At 25.2% G+C, this 20,404-nt stretch carries 17 protein-coding genes and 2 pseudogenes; 5 read left to right on the top strand and 14 right to left on the bottom strand.

Translation table 11 applies throughout. The annotated features are described in order from the left end of the window. Window positions 1-25 precede the first annotated feature (25 nt). Both ALANTH_RS05960 and pgeF read right to left on the bottom strand, forming a co-directional pair. On the bottom strand, window positions 26-1,276 hold the full coding sequence (locus ALANTH_RS05960; protein ID WP_026804305.1) for a malic enzyme-like NAD(P)-binding protein: 1,251 nt from the start codon (window positions 1,274-1,276) through the stop codon (window positions 26-28). Between the two features lie 66 nt (window positions 1,277-1,342). Then, window positions 1,343-2,014, bottom strand: coding sequence for a peptidoglycan editing factor PgeF (gene pgeF / locus ALANTH_RS05955; RefSeq protein WP_026807755.1), 672 nt, complete (start codon window positions 2,012-2,014; stop codon window positions 1,343-1,345). A 61-nt stretch (window positions 2,015-2,075) separates the two neighbouring features. Here pgeF and ALANTH_RS05950 point away from each other — a divergent pair, with 61 nt between their 5' ends. Together ALANTH_RS05950 and ALANTH_RS05945 are read left to right on the top strand one after the other, a co-directional pair. Further along, on the top strand, window positions 2,076-2,693 hold the full coding sequence (locus tag ALANTH_RS05950; protein WP_026804303.1) for a class I SAM-dependent methyltransferase: 618 nt from the start codon (window positions 2,076-2,078) through the stop codon (window positions 2,691-2,693). After that, entirely contained in the window at window positions 2,690-3,496 is an 807-nt protein-coding gene (locus ALANTH_RS05945) for a shikimate dehydrogenase (RefSeq protein WP_026807754.1), read from the top strand. Before ALANTH_RS05950 ends, ALANTH_RS05945 begins: the two co-directional genes overlap by 4 nt. A gap of 175 nt (window positions 3,497-3,671) precedes the next feature. Here the strand turns inward: ALANTH_RS05945 and ALANTH_RS05940 are convergent, their stop codons facing one another. The 6 genes and pseudogenes from ALANTH_RS05940 to ALANTH_RS05920 form a co-directional block, all read right to left on the bottom strand. Beyond that, entirely contained in the window at window positions 3,672-4,775 is a 1,104-nt protein-coding gene (locus ALANTH_RS05940) for a hypothetical protein (protein ID WP_051583627.1), read from the bottom strand. Then, window positions 4,768-6,657, bottom strand: a complete 1,890-nt coding sequence (locus ALANTH_RS05935) for an AAA family ATPase (RefSeq protein WP_026807753.1) — start codon at window positions 6,655-6,657, stop codon at window positions 4,768-4,770. Before ALANTH_RS05935 ends, ALANTH_RS05940 begins: the two co-directional genes overlap by 8 nt. A gap of 75 nt (window positions 6,658-6,732) precedes the next feature. Next, window positions 6,733-6,996: pseudogene (locus ALANTH_RS11425) on the bottom strand (IS3 family transposase); the annotation flags it as partial. Window positions 6,997-7,023: 27 nt separating this feature from the next. After that, window positions 7,024-7,506 (bottom strand): annotated as a pseudogene (sbcD, locus tag ALANTH_RS11420) (exonuclease subunit SbcD); the annotation flags it as partial. Window positions 7,507-7,719: 213 nt separating this feature from the next. Then, on the bottom strand, window positions 7,720-7,980 hold the full coding sequence (locus ALANTH_RS05925; protein ID WP_026807752.1) for a hypothetical protein: 261 nt from the start codon (window positions 7,978-7,980) through the stop codon (window positions 7,720-7,722). Window positions 7,981-8,003: 23 nt separating this feature from the next. Then, window positions 8,004-8,246: a hypothetical protein gene (locus ALANTH_RS05920; RefSeq protein ID WP_026807751.1), complete on the bottom strand. Its 243-nt coding sequence runs from the start codon at window positions 8,244-8,246 to the stop codon at window positions 8,004-8,006. Window positions 8,247-8,491: 245 nt separating this feature from the next. Between ALANTH_RS05920 and ALANTH_RS05915 the strand changes: the two genes are divergently transcribed. After that, window positions 8,492-9,409, top strand: coding sequence for a tyrosine-type recombinase/integrase (locus ALANTH_RS05915; protein ID WP_026807750.1), 918 nt, complete (start codon window positions 8,492-8,494; stop codon window positions 9,407-9,409). 53 nt (window positions 9,410-9,462) lie between these two features. On the opposite strand, the gene ALANTH_RS05910 is transcribed toward ALANTH_RS05915, so the two are convergent. After that, the gene (locus ALANTH_RS05910; protein ID WP_026807749.1) at window positions 9,463-9,990 is read right to left on the bottom strand and encodes a hypothetical protein; all 528 of its coding nucleotides are present in this window, start codon (window positions 9,988-9,990) and stop codon (window positions 9,463-9,465) included. A gap of 70 nt (window positions 9,991-10,060) precedes the next feature. Then, window positions 10,061-10,285 carry a hypothetical protein gene (locus ALANTH_RS05905; RefSeq protein WP_026807748.1) on the bottom strand — a complete coding sequence of 75 codons (225 nt, stop codon included), beginning with the start codon at window positions 10,283-10,285 and terminating at the stop codon, window positions 10,061-10,063. Window positions 10,286-10,501: 216 nt separating this feature from the next. On the opposite strand from ALANTH_RS05905, the gene ALANTH_RS05900 reads away from it, so the two are divergent. Beyond that, window positions 10,502-10,780 (top strand): hypothetical protein, encoded by a 279-nt coding sequence (locus tag ALANTH_RS05900; protein WP_026807747.1) that lies wholly within the window; start codon window positions 10,502-10,504, stop codon window positions 10,778-10,780. A 21-nt stretch (window positions 10,781-10,801) separates the two neighbouring features. Then, a complete protein-coding gene (locus tag ALANTH_RS05895; protein ID WP_051583626.1) occupies window positions 10,802-14,749 on the top strand; it encodes an AAA domain-containing protein in 3,948 nt (1,315 codons plus the stop codon). Between the two features lie 26 nt (window positions 14,750-14,775). Here ALANTH_RS05895 and ALANTH_RS05890 read toward each other — a convergent pair whose 3' ends face one another. The 4 genes from ALANTH_RS05890 to ALANTH_RS05875 are packed head-to-tail and all read right to left on the bottom strand — an operon-like array spanning window position 14,776 to window position 20,404. Beyond that, window positions 14,776-18,009 (bottom strand): conjugal transfer protein TraG N-terminal domain-containing protein, encoded by a 3,234-nt coding sequence (locus ALANTH_RS05890; RefSeq protein WP_026807746.1) that lies wholly within the window; start codon window positions 18,007-18,009, stop codon window positions 14,776-14,778. After that, window positions 18,009-18,776, bottom strand: coding sequence for a TrbC family F-type conjugative pilus assembly protein (locus ALANTH_RS05885; protein WP_026807745.1), 768 nt, complete (start codon window positions 18,774-18,776; stop codon window positions 18,009-18,011). The genes ALANTH_RS05890 and ALANTH_RS05885 overlap by 1 nt, the downstream gene beginning before the upstream one ends. Then, complete coding sequence (locus ALANTH_RS05880; RefSeq protein ID WP_051583622.1) at window positions 18,766-19,797, bottom strand: TraU family protein; 1,032 nt, start codon at window positions 19,795-19,797, stop codon at window positions 18,766-18,768. The genes ALANTH_RS05885 and ALANTH_RS05880 overlap by 11 nt, the downstream gene beginning before the upstream one ends. After that, window positions 19,775-20,404, bottom strand: coding sequence for a hypothetical protein (locus ALANTH_RS05875; protein ID WP_026807743.1), 630 nt, complete (start codon window positions 20,402-20,404; stop codon window positions 19,775-19,777). The genes ALANTH_RS05880 and ALANTH_RS05875 overlap by 23 nt, the downstream gene beginning before the upstream one ends.

The raw sequence follows: 20,404 nt of genomic DNA, 5'->3' as shown, positions 1-20,404 counted from the left end.
ATAAGTTTGGATAATACCATCTTTTCTATAAACTAGCTCTTAGTTCTTCTTTGTACTTTTCTAAATTAAACTCTTTTACTCTAGCAACTTTTGTTTCAACAGCAGCAAATGCTACGGCACTTGAAACTTCTATAAAAAGTCTTTTATCAAATGGTGTTGGAATAATGTAATCTTTTGAATACTCTAAATCTCCAAATATTGCTTTTATTTCTTCTGTTACCGGCTCTTTTGCTAAAGAAGCTATAGCTTTTGCAGCTGCAATTTTCATAGTCATATTAATCATTCTTGATTGAACATCTAAAGCTCCTCTAAAGATAAAAGGAAAACCTAAAACATTATTTACTTGATTAGGATAATCTGATCTTCCTGTACCTATAATTGCATTTGGTTTTACAGTTTTTATATCTTCAGGAAAAACTTCTGGTATTGGATTTGCTAAAGAGAAAATAATAGGTTCGTCATTCATTAACTTTATATGTTCTAAAGTAAAGCTATTTGGACGAGAAAGTCCTAAAACCATATTTGCATCTGTAAATGCTTCTTCTAAAGTATCATAATCACTTATAAATTCTCTTTTAAATTTATTTAGATCATCTCTTTTCTTATTTATAACACCTTTTGAATCAATCATTGCTATATTTTTAACACCTAATTCTTTATACATTTTAGCACTTGCAATTCCTGCTGCCCCTGCTCCTACAACAATTATTTTCATATCTTCTAATTTTATATTTAAAAGTTCACTTGCATTTAAGAGGGCAGCACTTGTAATTATAGCTGTTCCATGTTGATCATCATGCATAACTGGAATTTCAAGTTCTTGTGTAAGTTTATCTTCTATATCAAAACACTCTGGTGCTTTGATATCTTCAAGATTTATTCCTCCAAAAGTAGGACTTATTGCTTTTACAACTTCACAAAATTTATCAATATCTTTTTCTTCAACTTCAATATCAAAAGAATCAACTTTTCCAAACTCTTTAAATAATACAGCTTTACCTTCCATAACAGGTTTTGATGCTAATGCACCAATATTTCCAAGCCCTAAAACTGCTGTTCCATTTGAAATAACTGCAACTAAATTTCTTTTTGTTGTATATTTATAAGCATCTAATGGATTATTCCTAATCTCTTCACAAGGATATGCAACTCCTGGAGTATAAGCTAAACTTAAATCTTGTCTACTTTTAAATCTTTTTGTTGTTTCAACACTAAGTTTTCCTGCCTTTGGAAATTCGTGGTATTCTAAAGCTTCTTCTTTTGTAATTTTTATCATGTGTACTCCATTTTTTATAATATTTTATTATAATTTGATGATAATTTTATCAAAGAAGCTCTTAATTTAGCTATCTACAAAAATTATTCCAGCAAATCGTCCTGTATTTTTATCTTTTCTATATGAAAAATATGGCTTGTTTGAGCACTTAGTACAAATAGATGATATTTCTATATTTGTTATTCCCATTTCTATTAAAAGTTTTTTATTTATTCCTTGTAAATCTATATTTCTACCATTTACAAACTCTTTTCCAAAAGAGTTTTCTACAATAAAAGCTAATTCAGAGCTTACTTCATAGCAACATTTTTGAATACTTGCTCCTAAAACTACTTTTATATCTACTACTTTACAATCAAATTCATCGATCATTTTTTGTATTGTAATTTGAACTATTTTTAAAAACGTTGAGTTTCTTCCAGCATGAACAGCTGCAATAACTCCTTTTTTTTCATCAAACATTAAAATAGGAATACAATCTGCAACCATTACCATAAGTGGTAAATTTTTACAGTTTGTGATGATGCCATCACAATTTTCCATAAGGTTAAAAGAGTTTTTATCAACTATTTGAATATTGTTTCCATGTGTTTGATTCATATAAATTAATTTATTATAGTCATATCCCATTTTCAAAGCTAAGTTTTGTCTATTTCTTATTACATTTTTTTCATCATCACCAACATGAAAAGCTAAATTTCCATCATTTGATGTTGTAAAATCATAAATTATTTTCATTTTTTCTTCTTTTTATTTGCTTTAGATATAATTTAGCCAAAATTTGTTTAAGGATAAGATTTTGAGTAGATTTGATGAAAGAGCAAAAGACTGGGATAAGAAACAAATAAGTCTTGATAAAAGCGAAGCTTGTTTAAAACATCTAAAAGATACTATAGATTTTTCAAAAATAAAGAATATACTCGATTATGGTTGTGGAACAGGACTAATAGCTTTTGATTTAGTAAATAGTTCAAATGAAGTTTTAGGTCTTGATAGTTCAACTGGAATGGTAGAAGAGTTTAATAAAAAAGCAAAAGATAAAAACTTATTAAATATAAAGGCTCAAATACATGATATTTCAAATGATAATTTGGAAGAAAATAGTTTTGATTTAATAGTTATTTCTATGTCTCTTCACCATATAGAAAATCTTGAAATATTTTTTGAAAAGAGCTTTAAAGCTTTGAGAAAAGGTGGCTATCTTTGTGTAAATGATTTAGAAAAAGAAGATGGAACTTTTCATAAAAAACACAATAATACTGGAGTTTATCACTTTGGATTTACACAAGAGGAATTAGAAAAAATATCTTTAAAAGTAGGATTTATTAAATTCTTATATGAAAGAGTTTTTATTTATAAAAGAGATTATGGAGATTTTCCAATATTTAATTTTTATGCAAAGAAAGGTAATTTATGAAAAAGTTTTGTATATTTGGTGACCCAGTTGCTCACTCAAAATCTCCACAAATGCAAAACGCAGGTTTTGAATACTTAAATTTTAATGGATTTTATGAAAAGTATCACTTAAAAAATGGTGATTTAATAAAAGAAGAGTTTCTAAAAAATGCTTATAGTGGAGCGAATATTACTGTTCCTCACAAAGAAAAAGCATTTAAAAATGCTGACATTGTAAAAGGAATAGCACAAAAAATAGAAGCTGTAAATACTTATATTTTAGAGGATGGTAAGATTGTAGCATATAATACTGATGCACCTGGATTTTTAAAAGCTATTGAAAGTTTTGGACAAATATATAATGTACTAATATTAGGTGCTGGAGGAACAGCAAAAGCAATAGCCTTAGCTTTACAAGAAAAAAACATCAATGTAACAGTTTTAAATAGAAGTCAAGGGAAATTAGAGTTTTTTAAAAATCACAATATAAAATCTTTCTCTTTTGATGATTTTGAAAAAAACAATTTCAAAAATGAAAAGTTTGATTTAGTTGTAAACTCTACAAGTGCTGGGTTAAAAGATGATTTTCTACCAGTACCAAAAGAGATTTTAGAAAATATATTAAGTAAATCATCTTTTGCTTTTGATTGTATATATGGGAAAATGACACCATTCCTAGCTCTTGCCAAAAATTTAGATAATAAAATAAAAGATGGTGAAGATATGCTTTTGTATCAAGGTGTTTTAGCATTTGAATTATTTACAAATACAAAGGCTGATAATAGGGTAGTTGAAGCAATGAGAAAAGGTTTAAAAGAAGAATAAATTCTTTTCTTATATACCCTATAACTACCTATATAATAAAAATATTAGTATTATACTAGTATCAAATATGGCTTTAATTGACTCATAAGGTTGTGCAAGTACACTTGGCTTATATTTTTAAGCCAAAGTGCTTTGGGGTATTCAATGCCTTTTGTGTAGAGGGATTTGTATAGGTTCACAATAATCCAATATCTTCACTAATATCTTTGATTAACTTACTTAGAGGTCTCTTATGAAAATCTTTTTCCTTTAAATAATTACATAGTAAAAACCTGTAAATTTCATAATCTGTAAATTTAAAATTCTCTTTCAACTCTTTGATATATGTTTTATTGTAAATAACCTTTTTTACTAGCAAATCCAATACAATATCTTTATGTTGTTTATAAAGTAATTCTAATTTAAAATATTCATCATTTGTATTTACTCCATTTAATTTATCAAGAATAATTTCAAATCTTTTTTCATCATATGTTTTCTTTTGAATTTGATAAAAATTAATATTATTAGGTTTATATTTAAATTTAAAATCTTGAAAATTAATCTCATAAGGACTTATAAGATTATCTTCAAATGCATCCTTATCCTTTTTAGTATGATTGCAAATTTGACAACTTGGAATTAAGTTATAAAAACTCATTGCTAAAAATGGATATAAAGATTTAGGAAAAAAATGGTCTATTTCAGGTCGTAATCTGTTGTTTGTTTTGTTTACTATAAATATATAATTTCTATTACAATATGGACATGTATTTAAATTATGGGCTTCTACAAAAGTGTATCTAGTATAAACACTAATTTTATCCCATTCTTTTTCATAAAATTTTATAAATATTTCTTCCAAATCATTGTAAAAGTAACTATTGTATTGTAATTTCAAAATATAATTTAAACTTATTATTTGCTGTTGACGTCTGTTTTGTATCAAAAGTTTTCTATAGTATCTTTTTTTTTCTTTTTTTGAATAATTAATACTATTTTCATCAAGAATTTTACAAATTTCCTTAATCGTCAATTTTCTATAATTAAATCCTTGACGGATATTAAATGTTGATAGTAAAGTGTTATATTCATTAATTAATTCCCGTAATCTTGTAACACTTCCTATTAATATATCATCTAAATTAATTATTAACCATTGAAAGAACTGATATTCATTTGGTCCAATAGCTTGTAAATTTATTTTATCAATTAAAAAATTCTCAAGTTGAGTTTTTATATTTCTATAGTGAATGTTTCTTAAGTTTATATTATTAGTATCAATAGGAATATTAATCATGATTTTTTACTTTTAACTTAGCTTCAAGTTCAGCAATTCGTTCCAAATAAAATTCTTCATTTGTTTTATCTACTTGATAAAAATCATTATATAAACTTTGAAGCTTCTTTGTTAATAATTCTTCTCCTACTGAATTTATTATATATTTTATTTCAACTTTAGATAAATCTATAGAATCTTTTTCTTTTGTTAAATATTTTAAAATACTTTCTAATTTTTCTTTTGCAAACTTACCCATAAGTCCATTTTCCATAAAAAAGCCATGTGTGAGTAAAGTATGAATATTTGCACCAAAAGTTTTTATTTCAATGTCTTTGCTAACATTAACACACATCCCATATTCTAAATTATCAATATCCAAATTAGGATATTTTTCTTTTGTATCCTTATCTACTTTATCTAAAAAAATTAAATTTTCATTTGGAATATCAGATAAAATAAATGGAGAATGCGTCGTTAATATTAAATGTATATTTTGAGTAAAGTTTTCTTTCAAAAACTCAACTAAATAGCTTATATAATTTTTTTGCCACTCAGGATGTAGAGTAACTTCTCCTTCATCAATCAATAAGATAATATTATTAACTAGTTTATTATCTATTTTTAAATTCATAAATGGATTATCTTTATAATTTTGTTTTAAAAAATAAAATCTACTAAATTGGTATAAAAAAGTCTCTTCTCCACTACTTAAACCTCTCCAACTAATATTCCAGAAATATTCTGATTGTTGTATTATTTTTTCATATGTTTCTAAAAAACTAAAATCTGTTGATTGTATGTCTAATACTATTTCATAATTTTTATGTTTCAATTGAATATTTTTAGTTACTTCATCTATTTGAGATATTAACTTATTAGCATTTTTAAAGAAATCTCTTATGTAAGGATAAGTTTCAAAATACATTTTTAAACTTGATTCTACATTATCATAAAATTGTTCTAAACTACTTCCCATTTTCTGGTTAAGCACAATCTCAGATAATATACTAGACATTGGATTGATTGCTTCTCTATTCTCTAATAATAAATCAACAACTAAATTCATTTTTAAATAGTTTTTAAATATTGTTTTTTTGCTATTATTATTTTTGATTACTTCTAATATTCTTCTAAAACTTTCATTATCTGAATCATTTATCAATCTTTCAAATAAGCCTTCAAAATTAATATTTCTTATTACAAGTTCCTCTGGAATATCAAAAGGTAGTTTTAATCCATTTTGAATTGCAATTATGGCAGATTGAATTTGTTGTATTCTATAAGAACGATATACTTTATCGAACCCTGTCATTGATTCTGAATTTATAGCTTGTATTTTTGTTTCTATTAATTTTCTTTGATTTAATAAATGACTTGTAGAGATATTAACCATATTACTATAACTTCTATCTACAAAAAAAGATGGCAATCCTAAATCATTTTCATTGAGTAAATTACTAAAATAAATTGTTTTTGTATCATCTATTACACTAATATCCTCAATCACTGAAATATTAAATTTATTTTGATTATCTAATTCAGAAAGTTCAATCCAACCTTTATGTTCTTTTTTAGCACCACATAATTGTAACAAATTTTTATCTGAGTCAAAAAAAACAAAAAATAGGCGTTGATATTCAACTAAACTATATTTATTAGATAAAATTTCAAGTAAACTACTTTTACCTGAGCCATTTCTTCCAACTATTGCAGTTAGATTTATTTTTTCAGGAAAAATACTATTAATATTAGTTCGATTAATTTCTAATTTACAAAAGTTTTCTAATTGATTATTCTCATCAAACTTTGCATAAAAATTACAATTAAATTTTGTAGAAAAGTTAAAACCTTGATTTTTTATATTTTTATATTCTTCAACCCATAAATAAACTAATTCCATACTTTTTCCTCTATTTTTATTTTGTAACATCATTATTGATCTGTCAACAGAAAAACATACAAAAAAGATAAAGGATTAAGCCACCATTTCTTTTTGTAACAATTTTTGTTTCTCTTCAAATTCTACTGGAGACAAATTATCATTTGAACTATGTAATCTTTCTCTATTATAAAACACTTCTATATATTCAAATATTGATCTTTTTGCCTGTTCTTTTGTATGGTATATTTCATGATTAATTAATTCTGTTTTTAAAGTATGAAAAAAACTCTCTGCTACTGCATTATCATGACAATTCCCTTTTCGACTCATACTTTGTACAATTCCATATTCTTTTAGCAAATAGTTATGTTCATAATAAGCTTTAATTCCACTATTTGTTAATTTCTCTTTTTCGCTTATTGTTATTCCACTTAATGATTCTCGAATAACACTATCTCTTAAGAATGGAACAGCACAAACAATAGATATTAAATCATCATTTTTATTTATAGGAATAATTACATTTTCATCTTCATCACCAGTTGTTATAACATGAACATTTAAAACTTCTAAAAGTTGTTTTGGTGCTTTTAGAGTTGAAACTGAATCATAATTTCCAGCAGTTATAATAGTAGTAATAAGTGTTTTAATATTCGATAGTTCTTTTAAAAAATTATAATAAAGTTCTAAATCATAATTTGGTGGAGTTCCTGTATCAAAAATATCTCCAGACACTAGTAATACTTCAACTTGTTTTTCTTTTATAATATTTAAAAGCCAAAAAAGAAAAGCTTCATGCTCGTCAGCCCTACTTTTCCCCATAAAATTTTGACCAAGATACCAATCTGAGCTATGTAATAGTTTCATATTTAAATTCTTGTGTAATTAATTATTTAATCATTGTACATAAATATAGTCACATTCTTGTCACATTTCGTTATTTTTTTGTTTATATTTACACATCAATGGTTAAAATTACACAATAAACATAAAATTCTATTATGTTATATGTTTCTTAATGTTCTTATTTTAAAAGATAGGGTTAAAAAAATACATCACTGATTAAACAATAAAACATAATTAATTTATTATAATTTTTACACATCTTTCAGATTTTTGGATTTGATATTCAACAACTTTTTGAACAGGAAAGAATATTCCTCTTCCACCATTTGTTTCTATATATTCAGGACAATCTCTTCCAGATTTTCTTCTTTCATCTAATGTCCTAGTACTAATAGAAAGTGCTTCAGCTACTTGAGAAGAAGATAACATCAAACCATATTTTCTAATTAAAGCATTGAGCATTATATTATATAAACTTTCTTTTTCTTCAATCATATTAACATCTTCTACATATATATTTACACAAAATCTTGATATATCTTTTCTTTTGACATATCATATAGCTTTGTTATTGAAGTTCCTAATAAAATAGGTTCTTTATCTTCTAAACCTAATAAAATTCCAAAAGACTTGATTTTTCTATATGTATCCTCATTTATACATATTTTTATAACTTTCATTTCATTTTCTTTATTTATACTAACTTTATTTAATGATTCAAGCTTTTGTATATTAACTTCACCATTATGTATATTTTCCATTAATATCCTTTATATATTTAATATATACAATATTAATGTATAGTTTATTAATATTTCTTTAAATTGTATACTTATTATATATATTTTAGAATATTTTATATATAATACAATATTATATTATGTTTATATAAGCTATAAAATCAATATTAAATATATATAATTTATTTAAAGTAGTAAAACCATATACATTATTACTATACATAATATTGTATTTAGACAAATATACAAAATAAAGGAAGTAAAAAATGCAAAATATTGGAACTAAAGAGTTAGAAAAGTATCTAAAAGAATTTATATCTCTTCTACAAATAACAAATAAATCAAGAAACACAATAATATCTTATAAAAATACTATAAATTCATTTATTTGCTATATAAAAGAAGAATTTGAATGTTTTAATATAAAAGAAACAAAAAAATCAACAATTTTAAATTATTTTGAATATAAAAACAGTAATTTGAAAAAACAAGGAGAAATATCTCCATTTACAAAAAAACTTCTATTTGTACACCTAAAAACATTTTTTAAATATATAGAAAGTGAAAATGAAGATAAATTATACGATTTTAGTAAAATATTTGATTTAAATATAAATATACCTAAAAGAATACCAAAAGGCTTAGAACAGAATGAAAAGGATATGTTATTAAAATATTTAGATAATTTGCTTATAAATAGCAATAAAATAACAGATTATAGAAATTCTCTAATTATTAAAATATTTTTATTTTGTGGGCTTAGAGAACAAGAAATGATTAATCTCAAAATATCTGATTTTAAAGAAGAAGATGAAGAAACATATGTTATTTATTTAATTGGAAAAGGTGATAAAGAAAGAGAGGTTTTTATAAAGAAATCTCTTATAAACTTTGAACTTAATGAATTAATTGAAAAAGAATATAAATTTATATGTGAAACTTCATCAGGAAAACAAATGGATGGATCACAAATTTATAGAATGCTAAAATCTATTTACAATAAACTAAATATAAAAGCTAATGTTCATGATCTAAGACATACTTTTGCAAAATCTTTATCTTACAAAAATGTAGATATTACTGTAATAAAAGAATTATTAGGACACAGTTCTATACAAACAACAGCTATTTATACAAATCCATCAAGAAAAAGAATTAAAAGTGCAGTGATTGAAGTGTTTTAGCATTATTTTAATATTTTATGTTATAATTCTAATGAAATTCACGGCGGAGCTTATTATCCGCCACTTTCTATATAACTTTTCAAATTTTCATCAAAAGAATCTAAGATATCATCTATAAAAATTTCTATTTTATCAGGGTCTATACCCACAATTGTCTTTCCAACTTTTGTAGATATTCTTGGAGTATTACTTGGATTTAATTTATAAAGATTTTCAAAATGAAAAGCCCTATTTCTAAGCATAACTAAAAGATTATATACAATCTTTACTTTTTGATAATTTAGCAACTTATCTTTTCTATTGAATTTTGAATATTTCTTTAATGAAATTTTATATAAATTCAAAACTTGATTATGAATTTTTTCATCTTCTATTATCTTGGCCCAAAAACCAAAAGTCTGCTTTGAGATAAAAGTATCATTACTTATTCCTAAAATTGAAGATACAATATTTCTTGTAGAAATTTCTAATATACCAATTTTAGGAGTAATTTTTTGTACTAATATAAAGTTATTCTTATGTTGCTCTTCATTTGTGTAACTTGATAATCTTTTTGCTGAAAAAAATTTTAAACTGTTCAATATAAATATTTCCTTTTTGATTCTAAAGTTAGCATAATATCTAAATAATTTTTGTTGCTATGAAGTTATATCATTTTTTATTTTTAATAGGTACATAGGGCTCAATTGCATTTATTATTCTATCTGCAAGTTTTGCTTTAGCATAATTTTCTAACCAAGATTCTACCCATTCTGGTACATTGTTTGTTGTACTCCAATTAGCCACCGTACTATATGCAAGTTTTGTTTTTTCAGAAAATTCTTTTTTATTTAATTCTGATTTTTTTAATAATTCTACAAATATCTCATTATGCATTTTAAACCTTACTTATTAAGTAAGTAATATTACCTAAAAATACTTAATAAGTAAATTAACTCTTGACATTTTACTTTATTTATAATAATATTACAAATAAATTACTTATTTAGTAATATATTTAGATTTAAGAGGTAAATATGACAATTGGTAAGATAACATCAATTAAACAAGAATTTGATAGTATAAGTCAATTAAAAATCTAGGGGAATTATTATGGTTTTAACTACAATAGCACTTTGCTTTATTTTATTAATTATTATTGTTCTTAATGGTACTTCAAACGAAGAAGATGAAGTAATAAAAAAATACAATGAAATAAAAAAAAGAAATAATGATGAAAATAATACTAACCAAGTATCTAATTATAATATTCTTGATGATGAAAATAGTACTATGGATATGATCATAAATCCAACAACTGGTTTGTCAATGGTTGATGGAGGGTTAATTGATGTTGGCGGAAATGAATATGGTACATCTAGCAACGAATAATAAAATTAACAAGGAAAATAATTGAACGAAGTATTTTTAAATAATCTATTTAAATATTATGATTTAACTTTAAAGATAGATAATATTTTAGGAATTTCATTAAAAGAAAAATCATTGTCGCAGTATGGCTTAATAGATTCTATTGAAAAAACATATAGTGATGCTTTAGAAAAGAATCATTATTTTAATCTTGATAAAGATATAAAAAATGATTATTTTCCTATAGATATTGCATATGGTAATAATCTTGATATTTTTGTTGAAAAAATTTGTTTTTTAGAAAAAGCTACAAATCTTGATGGAGAAAAATTAAATAAAAACAGTTCAGATAAAGAGATATACGAACATAAAAAATTTGCATTTTCTAGTGATAATAATTTGTTTCAATATGGAATAATATATAACTTAATAGATGAAAATCCATTCAATAAATATAGTAATCTAGTGCCTTGTTTTGTAATGCTTTTTCCATCTTATGACAATAATTTTAAACTATTAACACCAGAAAATATTTTTATAAAAATAAAAGAATATCTAGAAATTGAACTAACTCCTGATGAAAATAAGATAGCATTAGACATTGAAATATCACCATATTTGATATTTAATTCAAAATTACTTGAACCATATTCACTAGACACACCTGAAATTAACACTAAAACACATTGTGAAGTTAAAAAAGAGATATATACTTATTTTAATAATTTACCAGAAACCAATATTTTAAAAAATAAAAGTAATGTTAAATTTTTACAAAATGAATTTATCATTGGAATCCCACAAAATTTAAATATGGGATTAACTAAAATATATAATTCTATTTTTGAAAATAAAAATATAAATAGTTTGATAAAATCTTATTTCAATGTACATAAAAGAAAGGAAATGGATTTTCCTTCGATTACAATTGATGAAAATGAAATAATATCTACTAATAAAATAATCAACTCATATTCAAATCATTTTGGCTCTTTTGATAAAGATTACCCACTTGCAAAGACACAAAGAGAAGCTTTAAGTTGCTATTTAGAAGGAAAAGAAATAGTTCCTGTAAATGGAGCTCCTGGAACTGGGAAAACATCATTATTAAGATCTATATTTGGTGATTATACTGTAAAATCAGCTCTTGAAACATATAAAAATTATTTAGATAACAAAAATATTTTATTTACAACGCCAATTGTTTGTTCATCAACAAATAATCAAGCACTTTCTAATGTTTCTGAAGGTATAGAAAAAGGATTTTCAGACGTAATAAAAAAATATTCGGATACTAATTTATATTGTAGATGGATTGATGATATTGAAATAACAAATAAAAAAATTGATTTTACAAAAACTATGTTTGTCCCATCAATAAAAGGTAAAGGAAAGACTCAATATGAATTAACAAAATCTGATATTTCAAGCTTTTGTAATTTAATTTCTCAAAATCCAACTAAATTTATTAATGAATATTTTAAATTTCGTGGAAATCAAATATCTTTTGATAAACCAAATAAAAGAACTTTAGATGATTTACAAGATGCAGCTAAATATTTCTTCAATAAGATTAATGAAAATATAAAAGAAATTAATAGCTTAACAAAATATATTAAAGCTGAAGTTGTTGCCCTTGAAAAAGCTGAAAAAAGCATTATCGTTAAATATATTCAAAAAGGAATTCAAGAAGATCTTATAAAAGCAACATTAAATTTTATTAGAACTGAATCAATTAAGTCTAATAGCATTTTAAATGAATTTGAGAAACTACAAAATGAATACAAAAATATTGAAGATTTAATATCAAATCACAAAAAAGAAATAAATTTAAAAAAAGGAGAATATTTCAATTTTGAAAATATAATTTTAAATAAAACAAATAAACTTCAATCAATCAACAATAAAATAGAATTAGAAGAGACTTACTTGATTGATTTTATTAAATCTCCATTGTACGAAGAAGTCAATAAATTATTAAAAATTAAATACAATGATACTTTTACAAAAGAGCAAGAAAAGATTAATGAAGACTTAAAAAACTCAATTTTTAAGATAAGAAAAGAATCTAATATAATTGACAAAATTGCTTATGGAATTTTAAGAAAAGGTAAAATAAAAGAGAAAATTGAAAAACTAAGAGAAGTTTCAACACAAGACATTATACTTTTAGATAAAACATTTTGGGAGCAAAAATTCTTTTTAGATGATTTGGAAGAAACTATTCAGAAAAATCATAATAACAATATCAAGGATTTAAGAAATAATTTAGAAATATTAGAAAGTAAAATTTCAAATATTATATGTGATGTAAATATAAGTAAAATCAAAATTTCTCAACATGAAGAGTCTATAAATATACTTGAGAATAAAAAAAGAAATATAGAGTTTAAAATAGACACAGATTTTGAAATTCTTTCTGAAAATATTTTAGAATATAAAGACATTAAAGAATTATTTTCATATAAAGATTTATATTTTAATTTAGAATCATTAAAAGAAAGAAATGCAGAACTTGACACCAAAATAAGAACAGATAATTTTTATTATGCACTACATCTTTTAGAAGCAATGTTTTTTATTGCAAATCAAAATATGTGGAATGCAAATATTATTAGCAACCAGTTTAGCAACAAAACTATTATGTGCCCAGTTTGCAAGAAATCATCTATTTCTTATACTGAAGAAAAAGAAACTTTTAAATGCTCTAGTAGTAGTTGTAATGCAATATATTCTTTTAACAATCAATTCAATCCTAAAGAGTTAAATAAATACGAAGTTGAACATATTATTAAAAATGAAAAATCCTTAATAAATGGAAAAATGTATTATATAAAAATTAATAATAATTTTATTAATATCGTTGAAGAAAAACATAGTAATCCAGATTTTTCTTTTAATGACATTTATCCAATATTTCCATTGATTAATATTACTTGTAATAGCTTTGGAACAATTGTATCAAATAAAGAAAATAATAAAATTCAAGAAAATATATTTAATTTTATGCTAATAGATGAAGCTGGGACTATTCCTCCATCTAAAATGATAATTTTAAATTGTGCAAAAAGAGTTATGTTCTTTGGTGATACAAAACAGCTCAAACCAGTTTTTTCATATGATACTAAAATTGAGAATAGAATTTTAAAAGATTTTTTTGAAGAAAAAAGTGCTATTGATTATGTTGCTAGATTTTTTTCTTGTGCTTCTAAAACAAAAAATGAATTATTCTTAAAGAAAAATAACAATGCTATGCATATTGGAAATTCTTGTTGTAGCTATTTTTTACCATACAATGAAAGTAAAATGGAAGGTGATATTTGGCTTAAAGAACATTTTAGATGCCAAACTCCTATAATAAATATTTCTAATGAAATTTCTTATTCAAATGAAGTTATACCTTATAAAAAACAACATAAAGATAGGACTTGGGAGAATCTTCAATTTATTGAACATGAACATGAAGCCTATAGTAATAATACAAACATAGGAGAAATTGAAGAAATTATAAGTTTTCTTAAAAACCATAAACAAAACTATATTAATAGATTTTTAAAAGTGTTAAACACAAAAGATGAAATAATTCCAGAAATATCTGATGAAGATTTTTATAATTCAATTGGTATTATCACACCATTTTCAAATCAAGAATATCTTTTAAAACAAAAAATAATTGAAATTTTTGGTTCAACTAAAGATAATTCTAATGAACCAATAATAAAAGTAGGAACTGTACATAAATATCAAGGTTCTGAAAGAGAAACAATTATATTTTCTTCTGTTTATAATAAAGAAAAAATAGGAAAAACACCAAATCTATTTTTTAATAGAGAAGATCCTGATATGATAAATGTTGCAGTTACAAGAGCCAAAGAAATATTTATACTATTTGGAAATAAAGAAGTTCTAAATGATGAAAATACATATTCTGGTATTATGGTTAAACATATTGAAAAATTCCAAAAAGAGAAAATAATAAATCTAACTTAAGTGTCTATAAAATAGGAGGTTTACTCCTATTTTTCTTTAACTTGTTCAACTGGTTGATTATTTTGATTCTTTTTCACTTCCATTGTTTTAGTTACATCAACTAAACCTTTATTAGCTTGATCAATATCTCCAGAATTTGCATCTGTTTTAAAATTGCTACCATCAGGTTTTTGTTGATAAAGTTCATTTAATCTATTATTTGTATTTTTGCCCCAATCATTAAAATCAATGAGTTGTTTTATTTCTTCTTTTTCTAATTTTTGTATAGAATTCCAATCATTTATTGTACTATTACCACTTGTCCTATTATATGTTAAAACTCCATTCTCTTCTAATTTATAAACCAAATCTCTAGGTGTAGATGAAACTTTATTCCCTCCATTAGACCACCTACTTGAAGAATCTCCATCTGGATTCTTAATAGTTCCATCAGCAGATATAGATGAAAGAGCCTTATCTATAATTTTATTGTTTTCATTAGTACTTCCTTGATTTTTTAACTCCAACTCTTTTTTATCTACAGAAGAAATTTCATTTTCTGAAAAATTTCTGCTAGGTTTTTGTTCTTCAAGGATACGATTAACATACACTGGTGCTTCATTTGCTGTTGATTTTATGCTACCACTATGATAAGTATCTTTATTTCCTACAATAGATTTAAATACATCATTTAAATTTTCACCATTTGCAAGAGCATTATTTGCTATTTCCTTAACTCTTTCAGGATTAACATCTCTTGAAGCATTTATTCCAGAAGAATTTGAAGTTTGTTTACCAAAGCTAGACTGTAATTGATCCATATCAGAATTAGATACAGTATATGTTTGTGCTTCTGTTTTACCTCCAGAGAAAGTAATAGTATTACTATTCTTATCAAGAGAAACTTCAGTATGTCCATCTTGAATTGCTTTCTCTGCTGCAGCAGTAACTTTAGCTCCACCAAAAGGAGTACTAAGTCCAACAGAAGCTTGTCCTGTAATTGAACCTTTCGTAGATTCTTGTTTTGAGTCACTAGTAGAGCTTTCTTTTGTTTTACTGTCTTGTTCTTGCTCTTGTATAGAATTTGTTTTAGTATCTTGATTTTGTCTTCCAAGTGCTGATAAACTTGACCTTACATCATTTAATGAATAAGTAGTCATTCCACTATCTGTTTTTGACAAATCTGAACCACTTATTTTGGCATCAGTTATTTCTGATATTTGATTTGATTTTGCTTTATAAATACCTGATATTAATGTTCCAGAATCTTGTCCTGAAGTCCATTTAAAGCTTTTGTCAATTCCATTTTCCATAGTAGTACTTTCCATCGTATTTTTATTAAGATCAGTCATTGTTCTTTCTTGTTCAATTCCGCCTTTAAATTTAGAAACAATAGAAGTTCCATCCGATTTTGTAGCTTCTAATTGAGCATCAATTAAAGATACTTTTCCATCTTTATCTTGTGTATATCTTCCACCAGAAGCAAGAGTTCCATTTACTCCATTTCCTCCAAGAGTCATTGCACTAGTTGCTTGATAAATTTGATTTCCATTTATATCTTTTCCTGCTGCTTGAGAGTTTCCTGTTATATTATTAAAATCAAGATTGTTGCCCATTCCACCCATTAAATTGTTAAAAGATTCATTTCCTGCTATACCTCCAGTCATTGCTTGTGTTCCACTTGATTGACTTAAATTATTAACTCTACTTGCTTCATTTCCTGACTTAAAAGAATTGTGATTATCTCTCCATTCAGTAGAATTACCCATAGTTTGACTGGCTAACGCACTAACATTATTTGCACTGTAGCTATTATGTCCAACATTTCCAAAACTCATATTACCTTTACCCATATCTCCACCAACAGCACTAGCAGTTCTATCGAGTTTAGTAGTCATAGCATTATTTAAACTAGCAAATGCAGCTAAGCTAAACCCTGTTACTATTAATAAAGCTATTGTTGGTATGGTCCAGTACATTGATGCCGCCATATTAACATAATCTGTTGTTGTTGAGTTAATCATTCCTATTGTATTAAACTTAACATCTCCATAGCTAGATAATGCAGTTTGTGTTTTAGTTATAATAATATGATTTAATATTGTATCTCCTAAGTGCCAAAAAGACAACCATGCAAGTATCATAATATATCCTTTTAAAACTTGCCAAAACATAGGGGTTACCATCATTAAAGCCAATATGGGAGTTAATCCCATAATTATACTTGTTAAAATCCCTTTTATAACAGGGATATATCTACTGCCTAATACACCTGATACAATCATTTGTGCAGCAGCAGCTTGTGAAGCACTTGCACTATGAAAAGCAGTATTATTCAAATCTGCTCCATTCATGAGTGTATAATTCCTAAAACTCTCACTAAATGTATTTATTGCTGTACTTTGAAGTAACATTTGAGAAGCAGTTTTTGAAGTACCTAGTAAATATTGGTTTGCAACTCCTAGTTGAGATGAAATTGCTGCTCCACTTAATAGTCCTAAAGATTTTCCTAAGCTTTCCATTCCTTCACCACCTACTCCTACATAATTTTGTAAGGCAGTATTTAAGGTTACATAAACATTTGGACAAGTTTGTAAGCTTGTATTATTATCTGAATCAGAATATAACATAAATGTTGCAGGAGAAGTATTTCCCATATATGCCCAAACATTTTCAGAATCAACAAGAGTTTTATAATCTTTATACCCATTTTCCAAGTCAGGCATAACACACTCATGAATATAATTATTTAGATTAGTAAAAATAAAAGGTGTAATTATATTGTGCCCAGTTGATTGTTTAAAAATAGATATTGGAGTAAGAAACCCACTATTACTATATTTCATACCATTTGGTATAGAAGTTGCAACTTCATATCCTACTCCTAATCTATACTCTAAAGTTGAAAATAATGAAAGTGGCCAACCAACAGCCCAAGGAACATCTCTAATTAATCCAGAATTATTATTATCTACTTTATCATCAACATATACATCTATTCTAGCAGTAGCAAAAATAGTCCAAATCAACATACTAAAGAAAAAAACTTTTGGTATCTTAAAATAATCAGGATTTGGGAATAACATAGAAATAACTGCTGCAATCATTGAAACAAGAACTGCAACTTTCCAAATATCTTTAAATTCATTTATAGAAAAAACATACTTAACCATTTTAAGAGTTTCTACCAATAAATCTCCATAACCCCAAGCATAAGTGGTTTCTACTGCAAAAAGATATCCTGAAAATAAAAGTGATAGTAAAATTATCTTTTTTATCATTATAAACTCGCTTTAGGTTCAAGATATTTTATTATTTGTTCTAATTCAAGGTTATTTGCCTTTTTTTGAATCTCTTTTAAATGCCAAATAAGATCCCAAGCACCACAAGATTTATATGTGTTTTTAGCATTGAAATTTTCATCATTTCCTTCTGATTGTGATAAATCTCTAGTTTGTGTATTTTCTGCAAAAACAACACAAGGAGCTTTTTCAATATTATATTTTCTAAATAACAATGGATCTATTATTACATTTGGATTTATTTCATTTTGTTTATCATATTGCTTTAAATTTAAGATAAAAGAAGCAGTAGGACCAATCTTTGTACAATTACCACCAATACAACCTCTTAGTACCATACTCGTATTATAAAGTTTATGATCATTCATCAATTTACCGTAAGTGTGCCATATATTCATAGGAACACTTTCGCTCATAAAAATATAGATTCTATTAGTTTCTAAAAATTTTTGAAAATCTAACTCTTTTTTTGTAAGCCTAGTACTGTCTTGTTTCATATTTTCAAGAAATACATTCTCACCTTGCATTCTCTTTGTTTCTATTTCAACATTTTTTAGAGCATTTGAATATATTTCTGAAATACTATCCTTGAAATTTTGGTTATTCATATTTTCTTTAAGAGAACTCAAATCCATTTTTTGCCCTTTTTTAAAAGCATTATCCTCTATTTGTTTAATTGCATCAAACTTATCAGCAAATAAAAAATTAGATAAAAATAAACCTATTATAAGTATTTTATAGTGCACAACAATTCCTTTTTTTATAAGTCATAATAGACCAAACATGAGAATTAATAACTGGAACATCTTGACCTGGACTCCAAATCATTCCAGTTCTTCCTATTGGAATTCTAAAGGGATGAGTCATTAATGGATAAACAGGATACATTGTATATTGACTTTTTCTCATAATTGGCATTGGATATTTACCACAAAGACCTAAATCACCAATACTTCCCCATAACATAAATTGTCTATGCAATTTAAATAGAGTTTTTGATGCTATTGCCATAGCTGCTTCTGGTGATGTTACCCCACTTGTTGATTTTGTTAATGGAAAAGTTTGATTCCAACTTCCAAAACACCAATATAAAGGATCTAAAGGGAAACCTAGCTGAGAGGTAACTGCATCAGGGATACAAGCAAACTGTGCTATTGGATTTGCAAATAAAAACGCATCTGGATTAACTATTATCGACCACATATCATTTTGCCATAATGGATCTATTGTAGATAAATATGCAATATCTATACTTCCATCTAAATCTAAACATAGAATATCAAGAAATAAACTTAACATTTTAAATAAAGGATATTTTATATATGTAATTTGATAAGACTCTTTATTTTGAGTGTTTTCTTTATTTATTTCTTGAAATGAACTACCTGCAACTACTCCAATTGGTAAACTCATTCCTAGTGTTGGTACACAATTTGGAATACTAGAAACATCAATTAAAGCATTCGGTTCCCATAGTTCTAAAGGGATTCCTATTCTTGGAAATGGTGTCATACACATACAAACTGGAGAAGATTTACCTCCTATATCTTCAAGTCCCATAGATGGTGTCAAAGATATTCCTGCAATTTTTATTGGCAATATATTATAAATTGTTGTAATTGTACTTGTTAGAATTTGAACAGCACTTGTTGCTCCTTTTGTTGCTGCACTACAAGCAGCAACTGCTGCAGGTGTTCCAGCAGCAGCTTGTAATTTTAAAGACATTACAATAACAAAAAATAGACTAATTATTATCTTTTTCATCATTTGCTACAACCTCCTTAACTGCTATTCTTTTTTTATCTTTATCTATATATATAATAGAAACTGTATGTTCTATTTCAAATTTATCTTTCATCTCTTTTGTTAAAAAATATACTTTAGAGTTAAATTCTGTTTTTTTAAGATCTTTATTTTTACAACCAGAATTTACAAGCATATAATCTTTAGATTTTTCTTCATACTCTTTCATTATATTTTTTACATATTCACTTTCAGATGAATCACAAGCATTAAACACTATAAAATCAGGTGGAAGTACACTCATAAAATCTATAGGGTTAAAGGTATAACCTTTTTTATATAATACTCCCTCTTTATTGCCAAACTTATTGTATTTTGGAATATCTTTATCTAATACATAAGTTGGGTCTATATATTTAGTCCTATTTTCCTTAGCTCTAAAAAGTGTCTCACCAGTTAAATTATCAATCTTTTCAATAATAACTTTTTTTTGTTCTTCTATTTTTTTCTCTAATTCTGGAGCTTTATTTTCTATTTCTAAAATTAAATCTTGCTCTTTAATTTCATAAGTAGTAGATAATAGTATAGCTGATAATGATATTATTACTATTACAATTTTATTTAAAACCAT

The organism is Aliarcobacter lanthieri, from assembly GCF_013201625.1.
Taxonomy (GTDB): Bacteria; Campylobacterota; Campylobacteria; order Campylobacterales; family Arcobacteraceae; genus Aliarcobacter; species Aliarcobacter lanthieri.
Note: the sequence above shows the minus strand (reverse complement) of the source record. Positions and strands in the feature narration are given on the sequence as shown.

What these genes read in the sequence shown, in the direction of transcription:
- ALANTH_RS05920 (WP_026807751.1), bottom strand. Translation starts at nt 8,246, where the DNA reads ATGGAAAATATACATAATGGTGAAGTTAATATACAAAAGCTTGAATCA.
- ALANTH_RS05945 (WP_026807754.1), top strand. Translation starts at nt 2,690, where the DNA reads ATGAAAAAGTTTTGTATATTTGGTGACCCAGTTGCTCACTCAAAATCT.
- ALANTH_RS05890 (WP_026807746.1), bottom strand. Translation starts at nt 18,009, where the DNA reads ATGATAAAAAAGATAATTTTACTATCACTTTTATTTTCAGGATATCTT.
- ALANTH_RS05915 (WP_026807750.1), top strand. Translation starts at nt 8,492, where the DNA reads ATGCAAAATATTGGAACTAAAGAGTTAGAAAAGTATCTAAAAGAATTT.
- ALANTH_RS05905 (WP_026807748.1), bottom strand. Translation starts at nt 10,285, where the DNA reads ATGCATAATGAGATATTTGTAGAATTATTAAAAAAATCAGAATTAAAT.
- ALANTH_RS05960 (WP_026804305.1), bottom strand. Translation starts at nt 1,276, where the DNA reads ATGATAAAAATTACAAAAGAAGAAGCTTTAGAATACCACGAATTTCCA.
- ALANTH_RS05880 (WP_051583622.1), bottom strand. Translation starts at nt 19,797, where the DNA reads ATGATGAAAAAGATAATAATTAGTCTATTTTTTGTTATTGTAATGTCT.
- ALANTH_RS05875 (WP_026807743.1), bottom strand. Translation starts at nt 20,404, where the DNA reads ATGGTTTTAAATAAAATTGTAATAGTAATAATATCATTATCAGCTATA.
- ALANTH_RS05900 (WP_026807747.1), top strand. Translation starts at nt 10,502, where the DNA reads ATGGTTTTAACTACAATAGCACTTTGCTTTATTTTATTAATTATTATT.
- pgeF (WP_026807755.1), bottom strand. Translation starts at nt 2,014, where the DNA reads ATGAAAATAATTTATGATTTTACAACATCAAATGATGGAAATTTAGCT.
- ALANTH_RS05925 (WP_026807752.1), bottom strand. Translation starts at nt 7,980, where the DNA reads ATGATTGAAGAAAAAGAAAGTTTATATAATATAATGCTCAATGCTTTA.
- ALANTH_RS05940 (WP_051583627.1), bottom strand. Translation starts at nt 4,775, where the DNA reads ATGATTAATATTCCTATTGATACTAATAATATAAACTTAAGAAACATT.
- ALANTH_RS05935 (WP_026807753.1), bottom strand. Translation starts at nt 6,657, where the DNA reads ATGGAATTAGTTTATTTATGGGTTGAAGAATATAAAAATATAAAAAAT.